This is a genomic window from Paenibacillus sp. FSL H8-0537 (genome assembly GCF_038051995.1).
In the GTDB taxonomy this organism is placed as follows: Bacteria; Bacillota; Bacilli; order Paenibacillales; family Paenibacillaceae; genus Pristimantibacillus.
This window is the reverse complement of the sequence record NZ_CP150290.1, coordinates 495,322-518,078: the sequence shown is the minus strand read 5'-3', so window position 1 is coordinate 518,078 and position 22,757 is coordinate 495,322. Positions and strand designations below refer to the sequence as shown.

The following is a 22,757-nucleotide window of genomic DNA, read 5'->3' as shown; positions in this document are numbered from 1 at the left end:
TGCTGTCATTCCGGCACCAGTTCGTACAGCTGTGCGAAACGCGGGCCATCGGTGAAAAATACACGGACGAAGTCCTGCTTGCCGACCTCGATTGGCGGCAGCACATTCCGCCCGGAGGCGAAAGCAGCGGCAAATGGATACATCATGCCATCATCCTTGCTCGCTGGATAGCCCCCTGCCTTTTTCACATAACACAATACATCCTTGGCAATCGGCACCTCCGCCGTCACCTGAATAGAAACCGTCTTATAGCGCTGAAGAAATCCGGTCTTCTGCTTGACGGAATAGCGGATCTTCGCTCTGCCGGCGCTCACATCCAGCTCGCTCAGGCCATCGCTCTGCAGCCAGATGACCTTGCCATCCTCCGCTCCCTCTTCATAAATGTAGACGGTAAAGCGGTAGCGCCCGATGCCCTCCAGCCGTACATGATAGCCGTTGTTTGACTTGTATTCAGCCCTTGTATAGAGCTTTAATGATGCAGGGTCCGGCGCTCCTCTGAATGCCGCCTGCTCAGCCTCCGCCTTGCCGATATAAACCGCCTCGACGCCGCTCGGCCATAGCCATTGCAGCGTGCAGCGGTCGCCACTCAGCGTATGAGTCAAGCCTTTGATTCGCGGCGAATCGCCCTCTGCTTCCACAAATCGCATCTGTCAATCGCCCCCTAGCTGACTTCTAAATGACTTCTAAAATCCATGGTTGCGGCTATCCTTCGATCTTCCGTCGCCGCCAGGTGTTCCGCGCTCCCGCGGGACTGGAGCCCCGCGGCGCCTGTCGTTCACCGGACGGCTATTCTCCCTGATCGGCACGATCAAGGTGAATAAAGAGATCATAATCGCAAGCAGCGCAATCGCCATAAAGCGAGTGAACGGATCACTGAGAACATGGCCTGACAGCCATGCTTCCAGCACAAGACCCGCCAGCAAGCCGCCAACTGCGCCGCCAATGCCAAAGCTGCGCGCCAAATAGCGATTGTCGAAGAACAGTCCGATCGCCACGCCCAGCACACCGCCGATCAGCAGCATCGAGATGACGCGAACGATTTTGTAAAACGTTGCATCGGCCATCGGTCCCGTGCGCTCGGTGACGAGCATGCGATCATCGATCGTATCGTAGATCGTCTGGAAGGCTGTAGATACCTCGGTCGCCTTCTGCACATCGTAATAAGCGCCGCCTGTCGACTCGGCGATGTTGCGCAGCAGGTCCGCCCCTCTCGCATCCACGAGGCTGAGGCCGACGGAATTAATCGCAATCTGCTGCTCCTTGTAGAGCGCCAGCTGCGGAGCCACATCGGATTCACTGAAGCCATCCGATAGCAAAATCACCATCGTTCCACGCTTGCTCTCCGCCTTCGCCTCAATCGTCTTTAATGATTCCTCCAGCGCGACGCTGAAATTCGTTCCGCCATCCGTCGGGACAAACGAATCAATCGCCGCGTTGATCGCTGCCTTGTTGGCAGCCGAGTCTACGCTCGTAAACGGCAGCACCTGCTCCGCCAAATCGCTGAAGCCCACAATCGCGACGCGTTTGTCATTGTCCATCTGATCAATGAGCTGCTTCGCCGCCACATAACGCTGATTGTCCGGGTCCGTCTCCGCCATGCTGCCGGAGTTGTCGATGACGAGGACTATGTCCTTCACCTGCTTTAAGCCGCCAATATTGAGGCCGTAAAAAAATTGCAGTCCCCAGCCCGCTACGAATAGCAGCACAAGCGTCGCCGGCACGAATAGCTTCCACGAAAGCCCCGTGTAGCGCTGGCGCCAGGATGAGCCGTTCAAATGCGGATTGACCAGCTCTGCAACAAAGCAGCCGAGCCCGATAAAAAATGCGAGTACGCCAAAATACAAGCCCATAAGAACCGAACGCGGCATATCGCCCGTCCACTGCGCCAGCATCAGTTCTCCGATGGCGTAGCCGATGAATCCCCCTATTAAGCTAAACAACAATAGTAGCAGGTTTATTTTTCGCTGCATGTGTATAGCATCCTCTCTTACGCGCATTCGGCTTTTTCACTGTGCCTCTAACGCAGCTCCGGCAAGCCTGCCGGATCCACACCGTGGAACGCATAGCCGTTCTCTCTATAAGTCTCGTAATACACCTTGCCATTGCGATAATACAGCAGGTCTTCAAGGTGGAAGCCGCCCATCAGATTCAGCTTCTCCACGCCGCTGCTGCGCTTCTCGTGAATGCAGCCGAGCTTGTAGATCCGCGACGTTTCGTCGACTCCAAGCGCATACTGCACAAATTCGCTGTCCGCATCGCCGAACATATATTTTTCCTCGTAGCGATGCTCATGCGTGTAGTCCAGCAGCCGAACGTTGATTGACGCATTTTCCTCCAACGTCCGGTAGAGGCGCTTGAACAAATCCTCTTTCGCCAGCGCTTGGCGGTTGGTGTAGTCAATCGTCACATTCGCCCTGCGAAGCAGCTCCTCCTCAAACGTCTGGGCGAATGGCTCCGCCGCCAGCACATGCTTCAAGCCTAGCTGGGCGAGCTTATTCACGTAAGCCTCGTTGCCCTGCTCCAGCAGCTCCGCCGCCGAACCGAGATAACGCTCATCAAACCAGATACCCGCACCCCGTTTATCCTGTACATCCAGCACGATATCACCCGTTACCCGAGCATAATATTCAAAAATATTTTGCCCGATGTAATCATCAGCGGTCTTGATGCTTTGCAGCGCCGTCAGCTTCATGACGTCTGCCATATCCGCCATCTGCTTGACGCGCAGCCGATACAGCTCATGAAGCTGCTCAAGCTCATCCGCCAATCGGCGATACAGAGACAGCTCCAGCTCCAGTCGGAGCAGCTCCCATTTCTGGCCATATACCAGCCCAAAAAAAGCACGGATAAACGAACGCAAGTTTTGCTTATCCATAAAAGGCAGCCGCTGAATGCGGACATCCTCCGCGCGTCCCGACTGCGTGCGCTCCAGCTCCTCGCGCGCCTGCTCCACCGCAATCGCCAGCTCTTTAATGCGGCTGCGGACGCCTGCAAGCACACTGCCATCGTCGCCGCTTGGCTCCGTCCAAGCACATAGCTGGTAAAAGCTAATGTCCGTACGCTCCCGCTCGAACTTGGCAACAGCACGGCGCATTTCCGCCGCCGCGCCAAATTCGGACAGCCGCTGCTGCGCCGTGCGGGCGAAATGATTATGGAAAAAGACAGAGGCCCCGTCCCCAAACAGCGCCTCCTCGGCGTCACGCAGCGATAACGGCTTAAGCTGCTCATAACGAACGCCGGAGGTCAGCAGTCCCGTCATGTCGGCAAGCTGCTCGTCGCTCGGCAGCAGCTGTGTCAGCATCGCATCGACCGAGGCCGGATCGAGGCCGAAGCAGGCAAGCTTCTCCCGCATGCTGAGCTCAGGCTCCTTCGCCAGCAGCTCAGATAGCTGCATATGAAGATGATACAGCACGGTCAGCGCAATCGAATAATTCGGGCGCTTCACCTTCGACAGCCCCGCAGAGACGAAGCCCTGCCTGCCTGATTCCGTACGCAGGCTGTTCTTGAACGTCGAGTTATTGTAGCCGCCATAGGCAGCGTCCGCCTGCGCGTCCTTGCGCTTGCGGTTTTTGAGCAGCTGAATGTGGCAAATAATATCGTAATTGTCTCGAATGCCGTTGACGGCTGTCATGCCCTTCTCATTGCGGTCCGACAGCACGTAGACGAGATCGAACAGCGGAGACGGCGGATGAACGACCGGAATCGCCAGCCCGTCGCCAGTCACCTCAAGCAGCGCCGAGAACGTATAATCTGGCCGCTGCATCCCTTCCAGCTCGCGCAGAAAGCTCACGCCAATAGCGCTGGCGTGAGCGAAGGTATCCATTTGCTCACGCTCGCTGATTAGCGTATAAAGATCCATCTGCACGGATTTGAACGATTGCTGAAAAATCGCCTGTGCCAGCAAGGAAATATCCGGCACCAGCGCGTTCATTGGGTCATCCGCACGCGTGATAACCGCCAAATGCAGCCGATCAAAGGAGGCATACAGCCTGCCATAATCGGCAATCGTATCGCTGACACCGCGGAGCGCGCGGTTCAGGTCAGCCAAATAGCCGGCATTGCCGCGGAATGCTTCCCATAGCTCCTTGCGCCCCGCCTTATGGTCGCTGCTGAGCGGCGACAAGCCGTCCAGCACGACCTCTGTCACCTTGGCGGCATGGGCGGCGCTCGCCGCCTGCCGACCTTTCCCGCTGGCGGACGCGGCGTGAAAATAAATCACGCCAGCGCTATTTTCCCATTTCGCCGCATTCATCTGAATCATGGGCTCAATCGCTTGGCCCGCCTCGTCGCCAATATACAAAAATACGGTCGGATAATGAATGATGCTCTGGTCGTCCCCATGACCGCTGAGCATTTGCTCGGCAGCCGCATAATCAGCTGCATACCGCTCCAGAAGCTCTCTCATAGGCCTACTTCAACTTTCTGCGTATGTCGTTTAGTTTGCTCGTCATTTGCTTGTAGAACTGGTACAAATCTTCTCCGTTCGCCAGCTCGATCCGCTCGTACTCCAGGCGGTCGCGGGCATCGAGGAATGCATTAAACAGCTCATCCAGCTTATGAACGAGCAGCTTCGTATCCTCCGTTGCCGTCAAATCCGTCACCCGGCGCGATGCCTTGCGAAGCAAAGCGGCACGGTTTTTCTCGTCCAGCGCCCGGAAGCTTTCGAACACTTCATGCTCCACGAAGCTGCTGCTCTTCATCAGATTGGCGAATGGCGTCCACGCCTCTTCCTCTGGGTCGCGGTCATAGACGTAAAGCGCGCCCTTCTTCACAATCGTATCCGTATAAAGCGCCTCAATAAATTGATCCAGCCACTTCTCCTCATCCTGATGCAGGCTTAGCAGCTTCTCAAGTTCAGCGACCTTGTCACTAATCGAGTCGTATTTCGCCAGCTCCTCGCGCACACGCGCCAGCAGCTCTGGAGAACGAATAAGGTTTTCCTGCGCCAAATCTTCATTCAGGCTGCCGAAAATATCCTTCACTCCATCTGGTGCCAAGCCTTCAGCGAGCAGTCGGCGAAGCTCAATGACTGCACGCTTCACTTCTCCGAGATTCGGCTTAGCAGCAGCTGCCTCCATATTGTAGGAGCTCAGCAGCGCTTGCAGCTGGAATGGCTGGGTGAACTGCACCGCATAACGACTGCTCATGCTGTTGTCTACACCCTTCTCGCTAATAATCCGGTAGCCAAGCGCACGCTGGAATTCGGCGCGAACGCGGGCATTATAGCCTTTCACCCTCGCATTGCTATAAGTATCGCCCCATGATTTCTCAGGAATTGGCGAAGGAAGATTCGTCCAGTTGACCTTCTCCGTCATCACGAGATGGCGGCCGACGCCTTCCTTATCGAGAATCGTCCGTTCATAGCTTTCCTCATATACCTTAAGCGGCGTGTAGACGAACAGCGGTACACCATTTTTCGTATTCAGCCAGAATATCCGGTTTTTCACTTCACTCTCTTTAATGGTGAAATGCGATTTCCCTACCGCATTGCTCTGGTAGTTGCGAATGCCCTTGAGTATGCTCGGCGCATGCTGCGGCACCGATACGAAGCCCCATGATGGGAAATGCAAATTGCCTGAGCTGTTGCTTAGATTGAATACGGCAACGGCCTCTTCATCGAGCTTAGTAGCAATAAAGCGTTCGACGAACTTCTCAATCGACTCGTCATTGCCATATTTCATCACGAGGAAATCTTCCATCGATCTCGTAATCAAATCGCCGAATTTATCGGTCAGGAAGTCGGAAATGGAATTGACGATGTCAATGTCCTTCTCCTTCACCCACTGGTCGGAATGGTCAAGCAGCCCCTGCGAGAAGTCGCGAATGAGCTCATCGACATCCTTCTTCTCCATGATGCGAGCGATCACATCGGAAATGTCTGGCACGCCGACCAAATTCCAATAGTAGGTTTTGTTGCCCTTGTGATCGGCTTGCTCGTCGCCATTGATCAGAATATCGCCATTTTTCGCAAAAATGCCGTTCAGCACGTTCAGCACTTCGGTAAATACGCTGTAGAAGCGATTATTCTCGTTGTTCAGCAGCTGATACAGATCCTCGTAGAACTCAATCATTTGCTCGGTACGCTCTACATCGGCGCGCAGCCAATATTCATTGATTTTAGCTTCGATATAGCTGTTTTTCTTCTTGTCCTTGGATACGAAGGCGCTCTTCGCATCGCCCATCCGCTCTTCCGCTTGAATGCTTGCCGACTCAATGTCGCGCGGCAGGCGCAGCAGCGTTTCGCGCAGCACCTCAATGTAGGAAAGCAGCATTTTCAGCAGGCAGAAGCCTTTCTCGGTGTGCAGCAGGCGGGATACGTAAAACGGTCCCTGCTCCGGATGCAGGAAGGTACGACGGATTTGATCGGTGAACTGGCCGACGATTTCCCCTGGCAGCTGCTTCTTCGCCTTCACATATTCCTCGCGGGCACGCGTCAGGAACGTCTGCTCCAGCTCCGTATCCATGTTGACCACCTGCATTTTCACCACATTGCTGTAGTTCAGGCGCTCGCTGTTCTCAAAGCCCGGAAGCGGCTCCGGCACACGTGACTCAAACGTCTTAATCATCGTATCGAGATCAATGCCGAGCTTGCGGGCAAATTTCTCCACATCGTCCTGTGTCGGCGCTTTGTGGAACATTTTATCCATTTTGCTAAACAGGCGATACGCCAAAAAGGTCGTCATTTCCTCAATCGGCAGTACTGCCGAGGACGCACCAATAATGTTGTAATCGTAGTTAGCCGGATACTGCTTGTTCATTTGTGCAATATTCGTGCGGATGTTGCTGATATAGTCATGAATGGCGAATTCCTCGCCGGATTGCTTATCCTCGCTCGCCATAAAGTTCGTAATATTTTCCGCTGTCACGTTCATGCAGTAGTCATAAGCATTCTCCAGCAGCTTGCCCTCGGTATTCGTCGCCGAAATCAGATGGCAAAGGTTAAACGGCGGAAGCGGCGAATTGACGCTAAGAATGCTGCCGTATTGCTGCTTGAAGCGCTCGCCGCGGGCGTCAACATTCATCCAGTAGTCAAGCTCTTTGAGTGCAGCGTAGCCATTTTTCTTAATATACTCTCTAGTATGCTCGCTTAAGCTTTTGTTCGCGAGATTAATGTCCGGCGTAAAAAGGTACCCCAGCGTGTTGACGCGGTCAACACCCGCCGAGCCATGATCGCGCTCAATAATACCGCGCACAATATACGAAATATCAAGGAAGCAGCCGCTGCCCGTACCGCCGGATAGACCGGTAAGCAGGAATACCATCAGCTTTTTGCTCGTGCCGACGGAAAGCGTCTTGATTTTTTTATCGATGCTTTGCACAACCTGATTGATCTTCGTAAAGAGCAGCAGACGCCCAGCTTGGCGTACGCCTGCCGCGCCGTTCATGCCATCGGTAATGCTCAGCTCTGGCGACAGCCAGTCGGTAATATAAGGCTCCAAAATGCTGCGGTTTTGCAGCAATCCGCCGACTTCGGCATTAGAGAGCAGTACAAACTCATTGATCGGGTCGAGGCCGATGCCTTTATATTTTTTGTTGCGGTCCTGTTCATTGGTCTCAAAAGCTAGAAACTCGACGTTATTCGGTTTTTCCAGCTTGCGTTTGGACAAAGGATCTTCCGGCAGCTTAAAGCGGCGGTTGATTTGATATTTTAGGCGCAGCAGCGCATCGATGCCGGTGCCGCCGAGGCCAATAATGAGAATAGGATTATCAATCGTATCGACGCGGATTTTCTCACTGACGATACCTCCGCCTAATGAAACATCTAGCTGCTGGATATGTTCTCTAACAATCGGCTTCATTTGTTCTACCTCCAAATGGTATGAATCATTGCTGTATACTTGTTAGAAGGATGGTGAGAAAGAAGCTGCATTGCATGAATAGATTGGCAACTGATCGCCATTACCCTTGAATTTCTATTAATGAACCCGTATACGGGGAATTTCAAGAGTAAAAAGCATATGCTTACGAAGCTGCTTTCCTACGGAAAGCTTTAAACGAACGCTACGCTTCTACAGTCCAATCTTTTCATTCCATTCCGCTTTTCTCACCATACCTCTAACCCTATATTGCCGCAAAAGCTATCTACAATAGACGACCGCAAGGCCCTTTCCCCCTCGCAAATCCTCTAATATTTTTTCTCCATGCTCCTTATGACAGAGGCCTGCTACTTGCACAAAGAAAGACTTGGCGGACACAGCAGACGCTATTTCAAATGAATTATGGGTTTGGCATAAGCAGCGGACTCAGGAGCCGCTAATGCGCTGCAAATGGCTGTTTTGACGGAATAATGGGTAGGATAACGGCTTTCCAGTCCGCTTGCCCCCTGAAATTGCATTAAAAACCAAAATAGCGGAATCTCAGTCCTTCAAAAAAGGAGTACGTGTCCTGAGCGACTCGATCTAGGCTATAATCTCAGCAAGCCGACTCCAGATTACTTACACTTTGCACTTCATCTTTCATCTTTCATCATTCATCTTGCATCTTTCATCTTTCATCTTTTAGGTTCACGGGGTGTTCTTCCCCGCTAGAACCCCCATGGTTTTAATGTTCTTTAAAACCCTTGCGGTGAAAGGGGAGCGCAGCGAAGTGAAAGGTTTGAGCTGGAGAAGCGGAGCGTTCGCTTAAAGCTTTCCGTAGGAAAGCAGCTTCGTAAGCATAATCCCCTGCCCTTGGAATTGTGCCGTTGAGCGGTTTATTCAACAATTCCAAGGGCAATGGCGATCGTAAGCCAAACCTTTCACGCCGCGCAGCTCCACTCTTCACCATCCCCGTCCGTTTTACGAACCCCAAAACCATCTAAACAATATATTCGATAAAAATCGTCTTATCGATCTGCTGCAAAGGAATCGTCAATCGCTCCCCGCTCTTGACCTCAAGGCCGCCGCTGGCATCAACCGCACGCCCGGATTTCTCCACCGTACACGGCGAACCATTACGAAGGACAAGGCGGTCGCTGTTGCCCGGCACGAAAATGAGCTTCTCCGTCTCTTTCAGCTCCGGTGCCAGCTGCAGCAGCTGATGCAGCGAGAATTTGCCTCGGAAGGCGTTAAGCTTCTTATATTGAGGAAACGTTTTGTCGCCCGTATTTTCATCGCGAATCTCAATGACCATTTGGCCGACAAAGCCGCGCCGCGCTTGTTTCAAGTAACGCATAATGAAATATGCAGCGACCAGCAGCGCAATCAGCACAAGCGCTCCGATAATGACGGGAATGAGCGGGAATGGCTTTTCGCTTTCCGCCGCAGTCCCCGTGCCTGTGCTCGCCGAGGCGCCGCCTTTAGCACTAATTTTCACGACGGCTGTTTCACGGTAGAAGCTTGCCTCCTCCGCACGAACCTTCAGCTCATAATCATGTTTGTCTGCCACCTTATAGGTGCCTTCAAAATGATCGCCCGCGTTGTTCAACTGAACTTCCTCTGTGGTGCCCGTGTCCAAATCATTGACGTACAGAACCGCCTTCATGTTGCGGTATTGCTCCTGATCGCTTAGCTTATTCCCGCCGCTTACCAGAAAAGCATTAATCGGAATGCTATCGCCTTTGCTGTATGACGAGCTTTTCAGTTTATCCATCTCCAGCGCCAGATCATAGTTAAAAATAAGATTGATGTCGATTTTGTCGCGATCCGCGCCCTTCACTTGAAGCGTCCAATCGCCCTCCTCCGGCTTGATTAGCTTCATCAGGGAGTAGGTCTTGGATGTCGAGAGCAGCACCTGATCACTCGGAATAGCGATTTTGTTGCCGGAAGGATCAATGAGCCTTGCCTCCACCTGCTTGGAGGATGTAATGGATATATTCGCTTCAAGCACGTTGCTGTTTGGCACCGTGATTTTGACATCCTGATAATTGCCATCTGCTGTAAAAGAATCGACAGGCACTACATTCAGCTGCGAGTGGCTGGCGAAAATTTCACTTAGAATTTGCGGCAGATCAGCCGCTGTATTTGTGGAAAACGATTTACCGCCCGTTTGTTGGGACACGCTTTCCAGTGCCGCTTTATTCAGCTTGCCATTCGCATTCAGTCCAATTGTATAGACGGGATAGCCCTTGCTGGTCGCTTCCTTGAGCGCCTCAGCCATATCAGCATCCGAATCGGCCTGCGTGCGGCCCGACTTCGAATTAAAATCATTGTTTCCGTCCGCCAGCACGATGATCAGCGGCTCATGATCGGGGTCGGCACCGTCATTCAAAATTTGCACCGCCTCTTTCACGCCGACAGCGATGTCGGTATAGGCCCCTCTTTTGAGCTGGTCAATGAACTGCTTGAGGTTCGTCTTATCAGCAGCCGAGCTAATTTCGAGCAGCGCCTTCTCCCGCTGAATTTGATCGGTATAAGATACGACGCCCACCTGGTCGCCCTTCTCGGACAGCATGTCGATAAACATCTTCATCGCCTCATTGCCGATGCCGCCCGGATCACTCGTGCTCATTGACTGGCTGACATCCAGTACCAGAACGGCGTCGATTTGCGAGCTCTGTGCGGCTGCATGTGCAGGAGCAGGAGCAAATCCAGCTAATGGAAGCAGCGTTATAAGAAATAACAGGGTGAGGTAACGATATATTTGAATCATCTTTTGGCTCCTTCTCCACAAATTAAGCATATTGGTCCTTGTTGTCTCAATAATGATATACTGTCAGTATACCTGATAGAATGGCTTAAATCACTTCAAGCATAAGAGAGGACTCGCGCTTATGGTTACATACGTATGTCTGGGAATATTGTTTCTTTTCGTCTTGCTCCGGGGTGTCCACTACTACAACCAGCGTAAAAAAGCACCTACGCCAGAGCAGCTTGATCAGCTCGCCTTAGCTATCTTTAAGAACAGCGATCGGGGGAACTCGTGATGAAAAAGATAGCTGTGCAGTTGAATCCCTACATTAAAACACGACAAGCTTATGAAAAGCTTAAAATTTGCCGCAGTTGCGGCCGCTTCACCATACTCGGTGATAGAATATGCCCCTCCTGCGGAAAATCTTCCCTCATTAAACTGGAGAAAAAGGCGCTATCGCTGCAACGAAGAAGCATCGTTAAGGAAACTATTCTCATCCTTGCCCTTGTTGCCGCTGGAATATTCTTTTCAGAGTCGACTTTGCAGACAAGTCTTTGCGCTGCTGGCGGCGTAACGTCTCTCATCCTTCTATGGATGCTGCGTCGTAATACCCATGCCGAACGGATAAGCTACCAATTAGGGAAGCTGCTGCAGAGAGAATCGTTTAAGCTGGTGGACGGGCTGCGGCTAGATCGCGAAGCCGCGATTGAGGTATTTCATAACGACGAGAAGCAGCAAGCATATGAGATGCTGCGCGAGATCGGCACGCTCGTCCGTACGGACCAAATTAAGGTAGAGCAAATTTTGCTGCTGCAATCATTCGTATTGCGCAAAGATATGGACCTGATGCTGGAGCCGCTGCTGCTCGACCATTTCAATCCGGATCTTGTCGAGTATATAGGCGAGCTCACCAAGCTGAAACGGGGTTTGCTGAAGGAGAAAGCGTTCCGCTACGCCCTTATTCATGAAGCGCAAATTTTGCGCATGAAGGACGGGGAGCCTATTCTCGTCGGCATTGCTGGAGCAGCCGTCCGCTTGAAGCGCTACGTCATTTTATACCCGCATCTGGTTATGCGCTATGCGCGCAAGCTGCCGAAGGACCGCTTCCTGCGGCTCTACAATGTCATTCGAAATAACCCGCAGCATAACTGGGGAGCGCTTGGCACAGAAGTTTTTGAAATCTATAATGAAAAGTACAAATGGGACACTCAGTTTCAATAGAACAGCAACATGACCGCTGCCCCAAGGTGAAACGGCTGTCGACGTCCTCAGGCGGCGCGGTGCGTTTCAGTCCGAGAAATAGAGAGAAAGGATGGCGAAACCATATACTTTCCTATATTTTAAAGCTGGAAAAACTTCCTTTTCTCTATACTACCTATTTTTAGGTAAAAAGAATAGCGCAAACCCAGCTTTTGCTGTCGAAAAACAGCTACCCTCATACGTTTGGACGCCCTATTCACATAGGGATTTCCCCATTACGGGAGGAAGCGCGCCAGCTCGCGCGGCAGGGGCATTTTTCGGCAGTTTCACACTAGTTTTAGCGATTCGACACTACCTTTGTCACCCTAGCAGGGAGTACCTCATTCACCACGAATACTTAACAGCAAAGACGAATGAAACGAGGTGCTCGCTAATGAATCTGTTAAAAACGAAAGATGCTGCCAGACAGCTAGCTGTGAGCGAAACGACGATCAGACGCTGGGTTGCCCTATTCCCTGCCTCCTTTAGCAAGGATATGTTCGGTCATTATATTTTTGATGAGCCTGCTTTAGAGAAGCTGCAAAGCGTAAAGACAAAGCTTGAGGCGGGTGAGCTGCTTCATGAGATGACCTTGCCTGAGCTCATTCAAACGGTCGATGTCACCGGGCTGCAGCAGGTTGCTGCCAGTGCCGCTGGTGCTGCCGCTCCCTTCCCTGCTTTCAGACCGGAAGATACGAAGAGCAAAATCGATTCCGCTTGGGATTACAAAAATCCGCAGGAAGAGCTGGCAGAACGTCTGGAGCGCATAGAAGGAACGCTGTCGCGCAAAGCTGACGAGGTTATTGGCGTGCAGCTGCTACATCACCGCGAGGAGCTGGAGGAAATTCGTCAAACGCTTAATCAATTGGCGGCTTCCCTATCGAGCATGCAGGAGCGTAATAAGCAGCTGTCGTCACTCGTAACCATGCAGCCTGAAGCAGTAGGTATGGAGCGCAAGCCGCATAAGAAAAAAAACCTCTTCCGCCTGCCCTTCTCCTTCTTCTGAAAGCGGCACTTGCCGACCAACCATAAAAAAGCCAAGCCACCTTCTCCCATTGTGCAGGAAGAGAATAGCTTGGCTTTTATTGTTTTGCTTGCCGGTTCAGAGGGCTAAAGTGTATTAACGAAACGCTCCAGCTCATTGGCCACCGCAAACAGGCTGGCACGGTTTTCAAATTCATCCCTCGTCTGCGGCAAAGGCAGCAGCTTATGATATTCGCGCACGCCGCGCAGCATTTCATAAAAATAATCGTAACGGTCTTCTCGCGAAGACTCTGCCTCGCCAACGTAGGCGCTGAGCTGCTCCATACATTCGCCAATCCGTTCGCCTTGCTCCAGCTGCGAAGTAATTTGCGAAACAAGCGGCAGCAGACGCTCCAGCAAATCATATTGCTTGCGCTTCTGCTCAAAATATTGACGATAGCTCGGTCCTTTCTTGAGCGATCGGTAATTTTCCGCATCCAGTTGGGCGATCTGGCTCGCCTTCCGCAGCACCGTTTCCAGCTGCAGCAGCTCATTGCCGTCCCACAGCGTATACCCCTTCTTCAAATAACAGGCATATTCCCTGAGAATGACGGCAATATAACGCTCCGTCTCCTGCTTGTAGCGAGTCATTTCCTTATCAATACTCGGCATGTAGCTGTTTACGAGCAGCGCAACGCCAAGGCCAATCACGACGACGAACAGCTCATTGAGCAGAAAAGAAACCTCGACCTTGCCATGGACAAACACATGCATCATAATAACCGCGCTGCTGGCTATGCCTTCATGTATGCGCAGCTTCACGCAAAACGGAATGAACAGCAGCAGAACGACCAAAAAGGCATACGCATGGTAGCCGAGCAATTGAAACATGAGCATCGAGAAAAGCATGCCCGTCATACAAGCAAGAAAGCGGCTAACGGCCGCTTGATTCGACTGGCGGCGGGACCGCTGAATGCACAGCAGCGTCAAAATACCCGCTGCCGTAAAGTTTTCCAGCTGCAAATAATGGGCGATTAAGATCGACAGGCTGACGCCAACTGCCGTTTTAATCGTCCGAAAACCGATTTTAATAACTTTCACCTGATTTCATTCCAGTTGTAGGGTATGCTCGAATCATAGCATACATCCGCAAATGGAGTAAAATCGCCCTTTGCTATCGATTTATTGCTGATACGAGATGACTTTTTTAATGAAGCCGTGCATTTCCAGCCCCGTTTCGTTCATCTGCTCAATAACCTCCATGAGATTGCTGACCAGCTTCGCTTGCTCTTGAGAGGATGACGTTATTTCGGCAATTTCCGTTTCCATCAGCTTGATTGACTCCTGCACCAGCTTGAGCGACTTCTCAATTTGCGTGGTCGCACCTTTCGTATCCACGGACAGCTTGCGAATTTCCGACGCCACCACGCCAAAGCCTGCTCCCGCTTCACCTACACGTGCTGCTTCAATGGCCGCATTGAGCCCAAGCAGATTGGTTTGCTCTGAGATTTCGCGGATAAAGCCTGCGACTTTATTGACATCGCGTGACTTTTCGACCGCTTCCTTCGTATTAATTAAAATTTCCTCGGATGTCGAGTTCAGCTGCTCCGAATGGGCAGCCAGATGCTGGACACCATCGAGCAATTTCCCATTAAAATGCTCCGTCTTATCCATGAGCTGTTTCAGCAGCTCTTGATTATCCATTTTGTAGGTGACGCACAGACAGGCTTGCATTTCACCCTGTTCATTTTTTATAGGCAAAAATAAGCAATCCAGCGGCACACCCGCTATTTCCTTCGGAATATGGGCTACCGTCTTCTCGTTGCCATTCTTCAAATCCTTATAGTTCTGATTAACCTCCAGCAAAGGGTCGCCGGATTTATATCCGAGCTTGAACGGGTCCTCTGTATCATAATAAACAAAGGATTTCTCATCAATGATGGATAGTGAAACATCCTCACGAATCATTTGTCGAATGAAAGGCATGGCTTCAACCAGAGCTTGAACGGTAGTCATAATTTCCCATTTCCCCTTTATTAAAAGCGTTATACTATAATATCGACAGCAAGGTTAATTTTATGGAGTGTTAATTCATAATAATTCTAGGGTACTATTTTAAGAAAGGCTTCGGATTCGAAAAAAGGGTAGGTCCCACAAAAAAAGACATAGCGCTTCATATAAAGCAGCCATGTCTCTATTTCCGCTATACTTCCATAACCTCAACCTTAACCCACTTCTCCGTCGCTTGGCTTTTCAATATAGCATCCGTCGTGCTCATCGAAACATGCCCGTCCAAAAACGTTGCGAAAGGCGGCTCCTCGCCGCTCAGCTGCTTGCCGTCGCGAATATACGCATAGAAATGCTGCATCATGTTCTTGATGGCATCCGGCCAGCCTTCATTATGCCCACCCGGATGATGAATGGAGGAACGGGCGTCTGCCGCAAAAAGCGCCGGATCAGCCATCAATACCTCATTCGCCTTGTCCCGGTAGCCAATCCACAGCTTTTCCGCTTCCTCCTGGTTCCAGAAGGTTGATTTCTCCGTGCCATTCAGCTCGAAGCTGAGCCGGTTTTTGCGCCCCGCGCTCACTTGCGAAACCGAGAAGGCGCCCTTCGTTCCGTCGGTGAAACGCAGCAAGACGGTTGCATAGTCTTCCGTATCAATTGCTACATCTTCATATTCTACGTTATCTCCTCGCTTCTGATACGTTTCGGAAGCCTGCTTCGGCTTCTTCCGTACGGGATGCACGGTGGAGAAATCAGCGAATACCGCGTCAATCTTTTTGCCCGTTACATATTTAATCAAATCGCACCAATGCGAGCCTATATCCGCTATCGCTCTGGATCTGCCGCCGATATCCGACGACATCCGCCAGTTATAATCCGTTTCGTACAGCAGCCAGTCCTGCAAATAGCTGCCGTGAACCAAATTGACTTTGCCTAAATCGCCATCCCTTACCATAGAGGCAAGCTGCTGAATAATCGGAAACTGGCGATAATTGAAATTAATGCCGTGGACGATGCCTTTTTCCTTCGCAAGCCGCAGCAGCTCCGCCGATTCCCTACTAGAAATCGCCAGCGGCTTTTCTGAAAGCACATGCTTGCCCGCTTCAATGGCTTCCTTCGTAATTTGATAATGCAGATGGTTCGGCGTACAGTTATGAATCGCCTGAATATCGGGATTTTTCAGCATGTCCCGGTAATCGCCATAAGCGAGCGGCACACCCAGTTCCTTCGCCTTTTTGTCAGTGGAGCTTTGATCCGAACCGGAAACCGCTACCACTTCTACAAAGCCTAGCCTTCGGCAGGCCTCTATATGTGCTGGACCGATAAAACCTGCCCCAATTACGCCTACTTTTATTTTTTCCACTTTCTTCACCAACCCGTTAGTCTAATGGAAGAAGCTCTTATTCTGGTAAGCGCTTTCGTCATCCTAAACATGATTCCCTTTCAGTGTAGCGCTCGCCCAGCCTTTCGTCAACGCTCATACAATGGGGCGTTTGCGCTGATTATTTCTAAAACACAAAAAAACAGCTGCCGGGAAAAATCCCGAACAGCTGTCTTTGATCCCTTGCGGGCAATTAGTCCGTTTTAAAGCCTACAGCTTTACAACGTTCTCGGCTTGCGGTCCACGGTTACCTTGAACCACGTTGAATTCAACTTGTTGACCTTCGTCCAAAGTTTTGAATCCGTCGCCAGTGATTGCACTGAAATGTACGAATACATCGTTTCCGCCTTCAACTTCGATGAAACCAAAGCCTTTTTCAGCGTTAAACCATTTAACTGTTCCTGTTTGCATAAGAGCACCTCCTTCTTTATAAAACATGACCCCTTTATTTCGTTAAAAATAAGAAATCACATATGGTAGCAGGCTATAACCTCAAAAACCATAACCTTCTATCATATGTGAATTCAGGTCTAATTTTTTATTACCCTTATCATAACACATCTGTTTAGAAAACACCAGCGTAAATGTAAGCGATTAAAAAAAAGAGCGGAAACAGCGGGTTTAGCCGTGTTTTCCTGGCTCTTTTGGTCATGAATAAGCCGCTTCATCAATAAAATAGTTCCATGCTGTATTAGTCGGCGAGAATGGCTTGCTTCAATTACAGACTCGCGAGAGCAGTAGAAAAGGCACTGCAAAATAAATATAAAGGAGAGTACTTGAAATGAAGCGACTGCTTTTGTCCTATCCGCTAAGTGTGCATACCCCTGTCTATAAAGATAATCCTCCCGTTGAGATCGTGCAGAAGTTCAGCATCCAGAATGGCGATCTGTATAATGAATTTATTATAAAAACCATTAATCATAGCGGGACTCACATTGACGGCCCCTGGCATTTTAATCCCCAAGGCAAAAAACTAACCGAAATTCCCATTGATTATTTCGTCTTTAACCATGTCACTGTACTCGATATTCCAAAAACTGATAATGAGCTGATTACTAAAGCAGATCTAGAACCTTTCGCCAACCAAATCGCCGGTTCAGATTTGCTGCTCATTCGCACGGGCTTCGGCGAAATTCGTGAGTCTGATCCTGTTCGTTACGGCAATAACAACCCCGGTTTTTCCGTATCCGCCGCAAACTACTTAATGGTGTTTGATTCCCTGCGGGCTGTAGGCATGGATTTTATTTCTTCTACATCTCCGCTGCATATGGATGAAGGCATCGCGTTCCACCAAACCATGCTTGGGAAAGACCGGGTGGATGGACGATTTATCCTGTTGATCGAGGATATGAACTTAAATCATAATTTGTCCAATGTGAGCGCCGTCTACGCGGTGCCTCTGTATATTGAAGGAGTCGACAGCAGCTTAGCTACAGTTTTCGCAGAGAAGCGCTATTGAGTACTTAGCACGCAAAAAAGCAAACCATAGCCGAGCGCCTGTTAACCTGCTCGCGTTCGGCTATGGATTTCCTACACGACAAAAAAGACTGCTGGGCATTGCCCAGCAGTCTTCAGTAACCCTATTCCATTTGCCTGCATATCCTTTGATGCATACGCATTTGTTTTCAATAAGCTTAGCTTTTCATCGCATTCAGCTGTGATTCGCCTTGGTACAACTCCTTGAGCATGCTTTGGTAAAAGTTGTGTTCTTGCCCGCTCAAGCCTTCCCGATTATTTTTAAGAATGAATGAGTTCAAGTGTCGTTTCAGAATTTCGTTTCGGCGTCCCAACATCTTCTTGTAAGTCAAGTGAGTAACCTCCATTTTGTTCAAATATAAGAGTTATAAGTTTCACACTATAATTACGCTTATATTTCTCGGACTGAAACGCACCGCGCCGCCAAAGGACGGCGACAGCCGTTTCACCTTCTCCCCAGCGATCGGGTTTCTTTAAGTATAGCGGACTTTGCAGGATGTATAAAATCCGGTCAGACCGTCTCTGGTCCGATAATATGCGCTTAGCCACTATCTCACAAGCTCATGGGAGGCATCCAGAAACATCCTGCCATATTCTCCCGATAACGTACCAACCTGGCTGAAACAGCCTGTACGCCCTGCCCACGAAAGCGCGATTGTGTTTCAGGAGAAATCAGGGAAATCGCATACAATTTGAAATAGGAAGCTAAATTGTCTATAGTTAAGGCAGAGAAATGACTAGCGTAAACGACTGTCGCCGTCCTCTGGCGGCAAAGCTAACGTTTCGAGGTGAAATATGAGCCCATTATAAGTGTGATACTTATATAAGCTAATATTTTTAAAAATTTTAAGTGCGTCGCTTAAGGAGGCTGTGATGAAGTCGTTTTTTTTACGATGGTGGCATGTATTAGGTGTATCAACCATTTATATACAAGGATTGATTTACTTATGGATTGGGAGAAATGCAGGTGCCATTGAAACCGTCCATTACAACTATTATTGGATTGACTTAAAAATCCCTTTCCTCTCCTGGTTTGTCTTTCCTTATATGAGCTGGATGCCTGTCATGTATTTGGCGTTTATCTACTTTGCCATTGTTGACCGCAAAATCTATTGGCGCGTTCTAGCTGTCTACAATATTGCCGTTATGGGCTGCAATGTGATTTTTCTATTGTTTGCTACGTATGTGCCGCGCCCGGACATTGAACCAAGCAATTTGGCGCTGACGCTGGTACAGTTTATTTATAATAATGATGCTCCGCTTAATTGCTTCCCAAGCGTGCATTGCCTCACCAGCTATTTGCTGTTCATTACGATCAACCGAGACCTGAAGCTGGGTAACGTTTCCCGTATCGCCTGGAGCGTCCTCATGTGGCTTATCATCGCCTCTACCGTATTCATTAAGCAGCATTCCCTGCTTGATGTTGTTGGCGGCATTCTCGTCGCTGAGGTCACGTATCAGCTCGTTCGCATGGCAGCTAACCGCTTCTATGTGCGCAAGAAGCAATACGTCGGCAGCAAGGCGATGTGACAAGGCAGCGTACTCGCTGCCACTGTGAATCTACTTGCCACATTCGTGCTTAGCGGAATCCGTCATTAATAATGCAAATAAAGAAGACTCCAAAACCACTATACTAGTGGGGCTGGAGTCTTCTTTTCTTGCGATCTTCTTTGTCTACGATTAAGCCTCTGCGCGGCTGCCCAACGAACGTGAACGATAGCGAGGATGCTCAGGAAGCATCGCGGCAAGCAGTTTTTTCACGGCCCTGTGAGGGGATGCAAAAACTTGATCTTTATCGTCGCACATCTCAACGATTTGCCCATGCTCCATTACTGCAAGCTTATCCGATATGGAGTAGGCCGCTTTGATATCATGCGTAATAAACACATACGAAAGCCCAAAATCCGCCCTCAGCTCGCTTAATAAGCTCAATATATGCGTTTGATTCACCATATCGAGACTGCTGACCGATTCGTCCAGCACAATCAGCTTTGGCTTTAAGGCAATCGCTCTCGCAATATTAATACGCTGCAATTGGCCTCCGCTAAATTGGTTCGGGTATTTCCGCATATCATCCGGCTTCAGGCCGACCCGTTCAAGCAGCCCGCCAATCGTTCTTTTTTGCTCCTGCAGGGACAGACGCTCATAATTTTCCAATGGCTCCCCAATAATCTGCTCCGCCGTCGCACGCGGATTGACCGATGAGTAACAGTCCTGAAACACCACTTGCAAATCCCGGCGCAATGCTCTGCGGGTCGCTTTATTCGATTGATAAAGATCATGTCCCTGAAAAAAAACCTGACCTGCTTGCGGCCGTTCCAAGCCGAGAATCACTTTGCCTAATGTGCTTTTTCCCGCACCGCTTGTCCCGAGCAGACCGAGGCATTCGCCTTCCTCCAGAGCAAGAGAAACATTCGAGAGCACAGGGGCACGCTTGGAAGAACGCCATAGCAGCCTCGTCTCACCATAGGTATGGGTGACTTCCTTTACCTGCAGCAGCATACGTTACCCCCTGTTTTCAAAATACCCGCTCAAATGGTCCGGCAGCTTCGGTCTGGCATTCAGCAGCTTCTGCGTGTATGGATGCTGCGGGTGGTCAAACAATTGAAACACATCTGCCTTTTCTACAATCCGCCCCTGCTGCATCACAGCAACCTCGTCCGCCAGTTCCGAAATGACACCTAAATCATGGGAAATGAGCAGGATCGACGTGCCTTGCTCCACACGAAGGCGATCCAGCTCTCTCAGCACCTGCAATTGGTTCACGACATCCAGCGCCGTTGTTGGTTCATCTGCAATGACGACCGCTGGACGCAGAACCATGCATATCGCAATCATGACCCTTTGCAGCATGCCGCCGCTGAGCTGGAACGGATACAAGTTCAGCAGCTTGGCGGGATCAGGCAAATTCATCGCCTCCATCGCGGTGACTGCCAGCTCTGCAGCTTGTTTTTTCGTAAGGGCGGTATGCGTGCGAATCGTTTCAATGAAAGGAACGCCAATCGTATACACCGGCGTAAAAGCATTCATTGGATTTTGCATAATGAAAGACATTTCTTTGCCGCGTATTCGCCGCATGTCCTCCGCCTTCAGACCATTCAGCTCACGGCCATTCAATAGAATGCTGCCTTCGACGGTCGTATGCTTCGGGTCCAGCAGCTGCAGCAGGGAATTGCAGGTTACCGACTTGCCGCTGCCGCTCTCTCCTACAAGGCCTAGCACCTGGCCACGCTCAATATCAAAATGAATATCCTCGACTAGGGAAAGCATCCCTTGCTCCGACTTTACTTTCACACGCAAGCCGCTTACCTGCAGTACCTTGCGAGATTTTTCCACCATGGGCCTCATTCCTATTCACATCCGTCGTTTTACCCCAAACCGCTCCGACAACGCCTCGCCTAATACGTTGAATGTAATGACCACAAGCAAAATCATTAAGCCCGGATATAACATCAATTCCGGATGGCTGCGAATAAAGGCTTTGCCTTCATGAATCATCGCTCCCCACTCCGGGGTCGGCGGCTGAATGCCGAGGCCTAGAAATGATAAAGCCGAAATATCCATAATCGCCCAGCCCATTTCAAGCGTTCCCATGACCAAAATCGGCGGCAGCACATTCGGAATAATATGCCGTCTAATAATTTTCCACTCAGAGGAGCCGCTGATTCGAGCGGCGGTAATAAACTGGCGTTCTTTTAAGCTGATAACCATGCCGCGGAACATGCGGGCGTAATAAACCCACTGTACCAGCATCAATGCGAGCACAACCTGCAGCAGTCCCGGTCCAAAAATGCCGACCATACCCAGTACGAGCACGAGATTCGGAATCGTCATGACCGCTTCGCAAAAGCGCATCAGGCAAGCATCCAGCCAGCCCCCTCTGTACCCTGCGATGGTTCCTATCACTAAGCCAATCCCCAGGGAGGCAATGAAAATCAGGAACGCTAGGCCAAGCGAAATACGGGCGCCATGCAGCAGACGCGAAAAATTGTCACGCCCTAAATGGTCGGTACCGAGCCAATAGTCTGCCGAGGGCGACTGCAGCTTAAGCGCCAAATTGACTTTAATGGGATCATGCGGCGAAATCCATGGAGCTAAAAGGGTCACTATTGCGAAAACTAGTAAAATGGCCGTGCATATGGCAATCGCTTTCTGGCCCCTCAGGACGGTGCGTAGTCTCGCAATCACTGGTCGGTTCTTCCTTTCAGGGAAATTCGGGGATCCATATAAAGCTGTACCAAATCAACGATTAAATTGCAGATAATGAACAAGCAAGCCGCAAGGAACACATAACACTGGATGACCGGAATATCCCGATTGAAAATCGCATCGACGAAATAACGACCGAACCCCGGCCAGGAAAATACCTGCTCCACGATAATCGTCCCGGTCAGCAATTTGCCAAAGTTCATGCCAAGTCCTGTAATGACGGGTGAAATCGCTATTTTCAGCACATGCTTGACCATAATAATTCGCTGTTTGATTCCACGCGTCTTCGCATATATCACATACGACTCCTGCAATTGCTCCAACACACTCGCACGCAGCAGCCGGGTATAGATAGCGATAAGAGCGAGTGACAGCGTTAGCGTCGGGAGCACGAGATGCTCCCACGTGCCTTTGCCTTCTACGGGAAGCAGATCCAGCTTGACGGCGAAAAAGAACATCAATAAATAACCGAGCCAAAACTGCGGGATGGACGCCCCGAAATAGGAGAGCCCTCTACTGAAATAATCAATCACGCTGTTTTTATAAATGGCCGATAAAAAGCCGAGCGGGATGCTGACGAGCATCGCAAACAAAATACTGCTGACGGCGAGCTGCACCGTCGCGGGCATTTTCGACACCACATCCTCCCACACCGGCTCATTCGTCATAAACGATAGTCCAAAATCAAGCTGCGCCATCTTGACGACCGTATGCCAATATTGAACAAGCAAAGGCTGATCCAGACCAAATTCATGTCTCTTCTCAGCGAGCAGTTCCTCCGTCGGGTGAATATGGGCAGCTGTTAAATAGGCTTCCGCTGGATCTACAGGCGAAACATGAATCAGCACGAACGTAATAAGAATGGCAAAAAGAATGATGGGAACGATTGCGAGCAATCGCTTCCCGATATAGCTAATCATGGATTGCCTCCCTG

17 protein-coding genes are annotated in these 22,757 nt (G+C 50.3%); 4 read left to right on the top strand and 13 right to left on the bottom strand.

Features of this window, described 5'->3' with window-relative positions; all coding sequences use genetic code 11:
• Window positions 1–5: 5 nt before the first annotated feature.
• The 5 genes from MHB80_RS02175 to MHB80_RS02155 all read right to left on the bottom strand — a co-directional run bounded on the left by MHB80_RS02175 (window position 6) and on the right by MHB80_RS02155 (window position 10,569).
• On the bottom strand, window positions 6–647 hold the full coding sequence (locus tag MHB80_RS02175; RefSeq protein ID WP_341280629.1) for a beta-mannanase: 642 nt from the start codon (window positions 645–647) through the stop codon (window positions 6–8).
• Between the two features lie 36 nt (window positions 648–683).
• Window positions 684–1,970 carry a vWA domain-containing protein gene (locus tag MHB80_RS02170; RefSeq protein WP_341280628.1) on the bottom strand — a complete coding sequence of 429 codons (1,287 nt, stop codon included), beginning with the start codon at window positions 1,968–1,970 and terminating at the stop codon, window positions 684–686.
• Between the two features lie 47 nt (window positions 1,971–2,017).
• On the bottom strand, window positions 2,018–4,405 hold the full coding sequence (locus MHB80_RS02165; RefSeq protein WP_341280627.1) for a transcription initiation factor TFIID: 2,388 nt from the start codon (window positions 4,403–4,405) through the stop codon (window positions 2,018–2,020).
• 4 nt (window positions 4,406–4,409) lie between these two features.
• On the bottom strand, window positions 4,410–7,799 hold the full coding sequence (locus tag MHB80_RS02160; protein ID WP_341280626.1) for a tubulin-like doman-containing protein: 3,390 nt from the start codon (window positions 7,797–7,799) through the stop codon (window positions 4,410–4,412).
• Window positions 7,800–8,796: 997 nt separating this feature from the next.
• On the bottom strand, window positions 8,797–10,569 hold the full coding sequence (locus MHB80_RS02155; RefSeq protein WP_341280625.1) for a vWA domain-containing protein: 1,773 nt from the start codon (window positions 10,567–10,569) through the stop codon (window positions 8,797–8,799).
• Between the two features lie 273 nt (window positions 10,570–10,842).
• Here MHB80_RS02155 and MHB80_RS02150 point away from each other — a divergent pair, with 273 nt between their 5' ends.
• Both MHB80_RS02150 and MHB80_RS02145 read left to right on the top strand, forming a co-directional pair.
• Window positions 10,843–11,769: a hypothetical protein gene (locus MHB80_RS02150; RefSeq protein ID WP_341280624.1), complete on the top strand. Its 927-nt coding sequence runs from the start codon at window positions 10,843–10,845 to the stop codon at window positions 11,767–11,769.
• Window positions 11,770–12,181: 412 nt separating this feature from the next.
• Window positions 12,182–12,793, top strand: coding sequence for a hypothetical protein (locus MHB80_RS02145; RefSeq protein WP_341280623.1), 612 nt, complete (start codon window positions 12,182–12,184; stop codon window positions 12,791–12,793).
• A 104-nt stretch (window positions 12,794–12,897) separates the two neighbouring features.
• On the opposite strand, the gene MHB80_RS02140 is transcribed toward MHB80_RS02145, so the two are convergent.
• The 4 genes from MHB80_RS02140 to MHB80_RS02125 form a co-directional block, all read right to left on the bottom strand.
• A complete protein-coding gene (locus tag MHB80_RS02140; RefSeq protein WP_341280622.1) occupies window positions 12,898–13,851 on the bottom strand; it encodes an aromatic acid exporter family protein in 954 nt (317 codons plus the stop codon).
• An 81-nt stretch (window positions 13,852–13,932) separates the two neighbouring features.
• A complete protein-coding gene (locus MHB80_RS02135; protein WP_341280621.1) occupies window positions 13,933–14,766 on the bottom strand; it encodes a methyl-accepting chemotaxis protein in 834 nt (277 codons plus the stop codon).
• 187 nt (window positions 14,767–14,953) lie between these two features.
• Window positions 14,954–16,120 carry a Gfo/Idh/MocA family oxidoreductase gene (locus tag MHB80_RS02130; protein WP_341280620.1) on the bottom strand — a complete coding sequence of 389 codons (1,167 nt, stop codon included), beginning with the start codon at window positions 16,118–16,120 and terminating at the stop codon, window positions 14,954–14,956.
• Between the two features lie 228 nt (window positions 16,121–16,348).
• The gene (locus MHB80_RS02125) at window positions 16,349–16,549 is read right to left on the bottom strand and encodes a cold-shock protein (RefSeq protein ID WP_046231731.1); all 201 of its coding nucleotides are present in this window, start codon (window positions 16,547–16,549) and stop codon (window positions 16,349–16,351) included.
• Window positions 16,550–16,919: 370 nt separating this feature from the next.
• Here MHB80_RS02125 and MHB80_RS02120 point away from each other — a divergent pair, with 370 nt between their 5' ends.
• Together MHB80_RS02120 and MHB80_RS02115 are read left to right on the top strand one after the other, a co-directional pair.
• Window positions 16,920–17,597, top strand: a complete 678-nt coding sequence (locus tag MHB80_RS02120; protein WP_341280619.1) for a cyclase family protein — start codon at window positions 16,920–16,922, stop codon at window positions 17,595–17,597.
• Window positions 17,598–18,487: 890 nt separating this feature from the next.
• Complete coding sequence (locus MHB80_RS02115) at window positions 18,488–19,144, top strand: phosphatase PAP2 family protein (RefSeq protein ID WP_341280618.1); 657 nt, start codon at window positions 18,488–18,490, stop codon at window positions 19,142–19,144.
• Between the two features lie 150 nt (window positions 19,145–19,294).
• On the opposite strand, the gene nikE is transcribed toward MHB80_RS02115, so the two are convergent.
• The 4 genes from nikE to nikB are packed head-to-tail and all read right to left on the bottom strand — an operon-like array spanning window position 19,295 to window position 22,743.
• Window positions 19,295–20,116 (bottom strand): nickel import ATP-binding protein NikE, encoded by an 822-nt coding sequence (gene nikE / locus MHB80_RS02110; protein WP_341280617.1) that lies wholly within the window; start codon window positions 20,114–20,116, stop codon window positions 19,295–19,297.
• Between the two features lie 3 nt (window positions 20,117–20,119).
• The gene (nikD, locus tag MHB80_RS02105; protein WP_341280616.1) at window positions 20,120–20,953 is read right to left on the bottom strand and encodes a nickel import ATP-binding protein NikD; all 834 of its coding nucleotides are present in this window, start codon (window positions 20,951–20,953) and stop codon (window positions 20,120–20,122) included.
• A 15-nt stretch (window positions 20,954–20,968) separates the two neighbouring features.
• On the bottom strand, window positions 20,969–21,802 hold the full coding sequence (gene nikC, locus MHB80_RS02100) for a nickel ABC transporter permease subunit NikC (protein ID WP_341280615.1): 834 nt from the start codon (window positions 21,800–21,802) through the stop codon (window positions 20,969–20,971).
• Entirely contained in the window at window positions 21,799–22,743 is a 945-nt protein-coding gene (nikB, locus tag MHB80_RS02095; protein ID WP_341280614.1) for a nickel ABC transporter permease subunit NikB, read from the bottom strand. Before nikB ends, nikC begins: the two co-directional genes overlap by 4 nt.
• Window positions 22,744–22,757 lie beyond the last annotated feature (14 nt).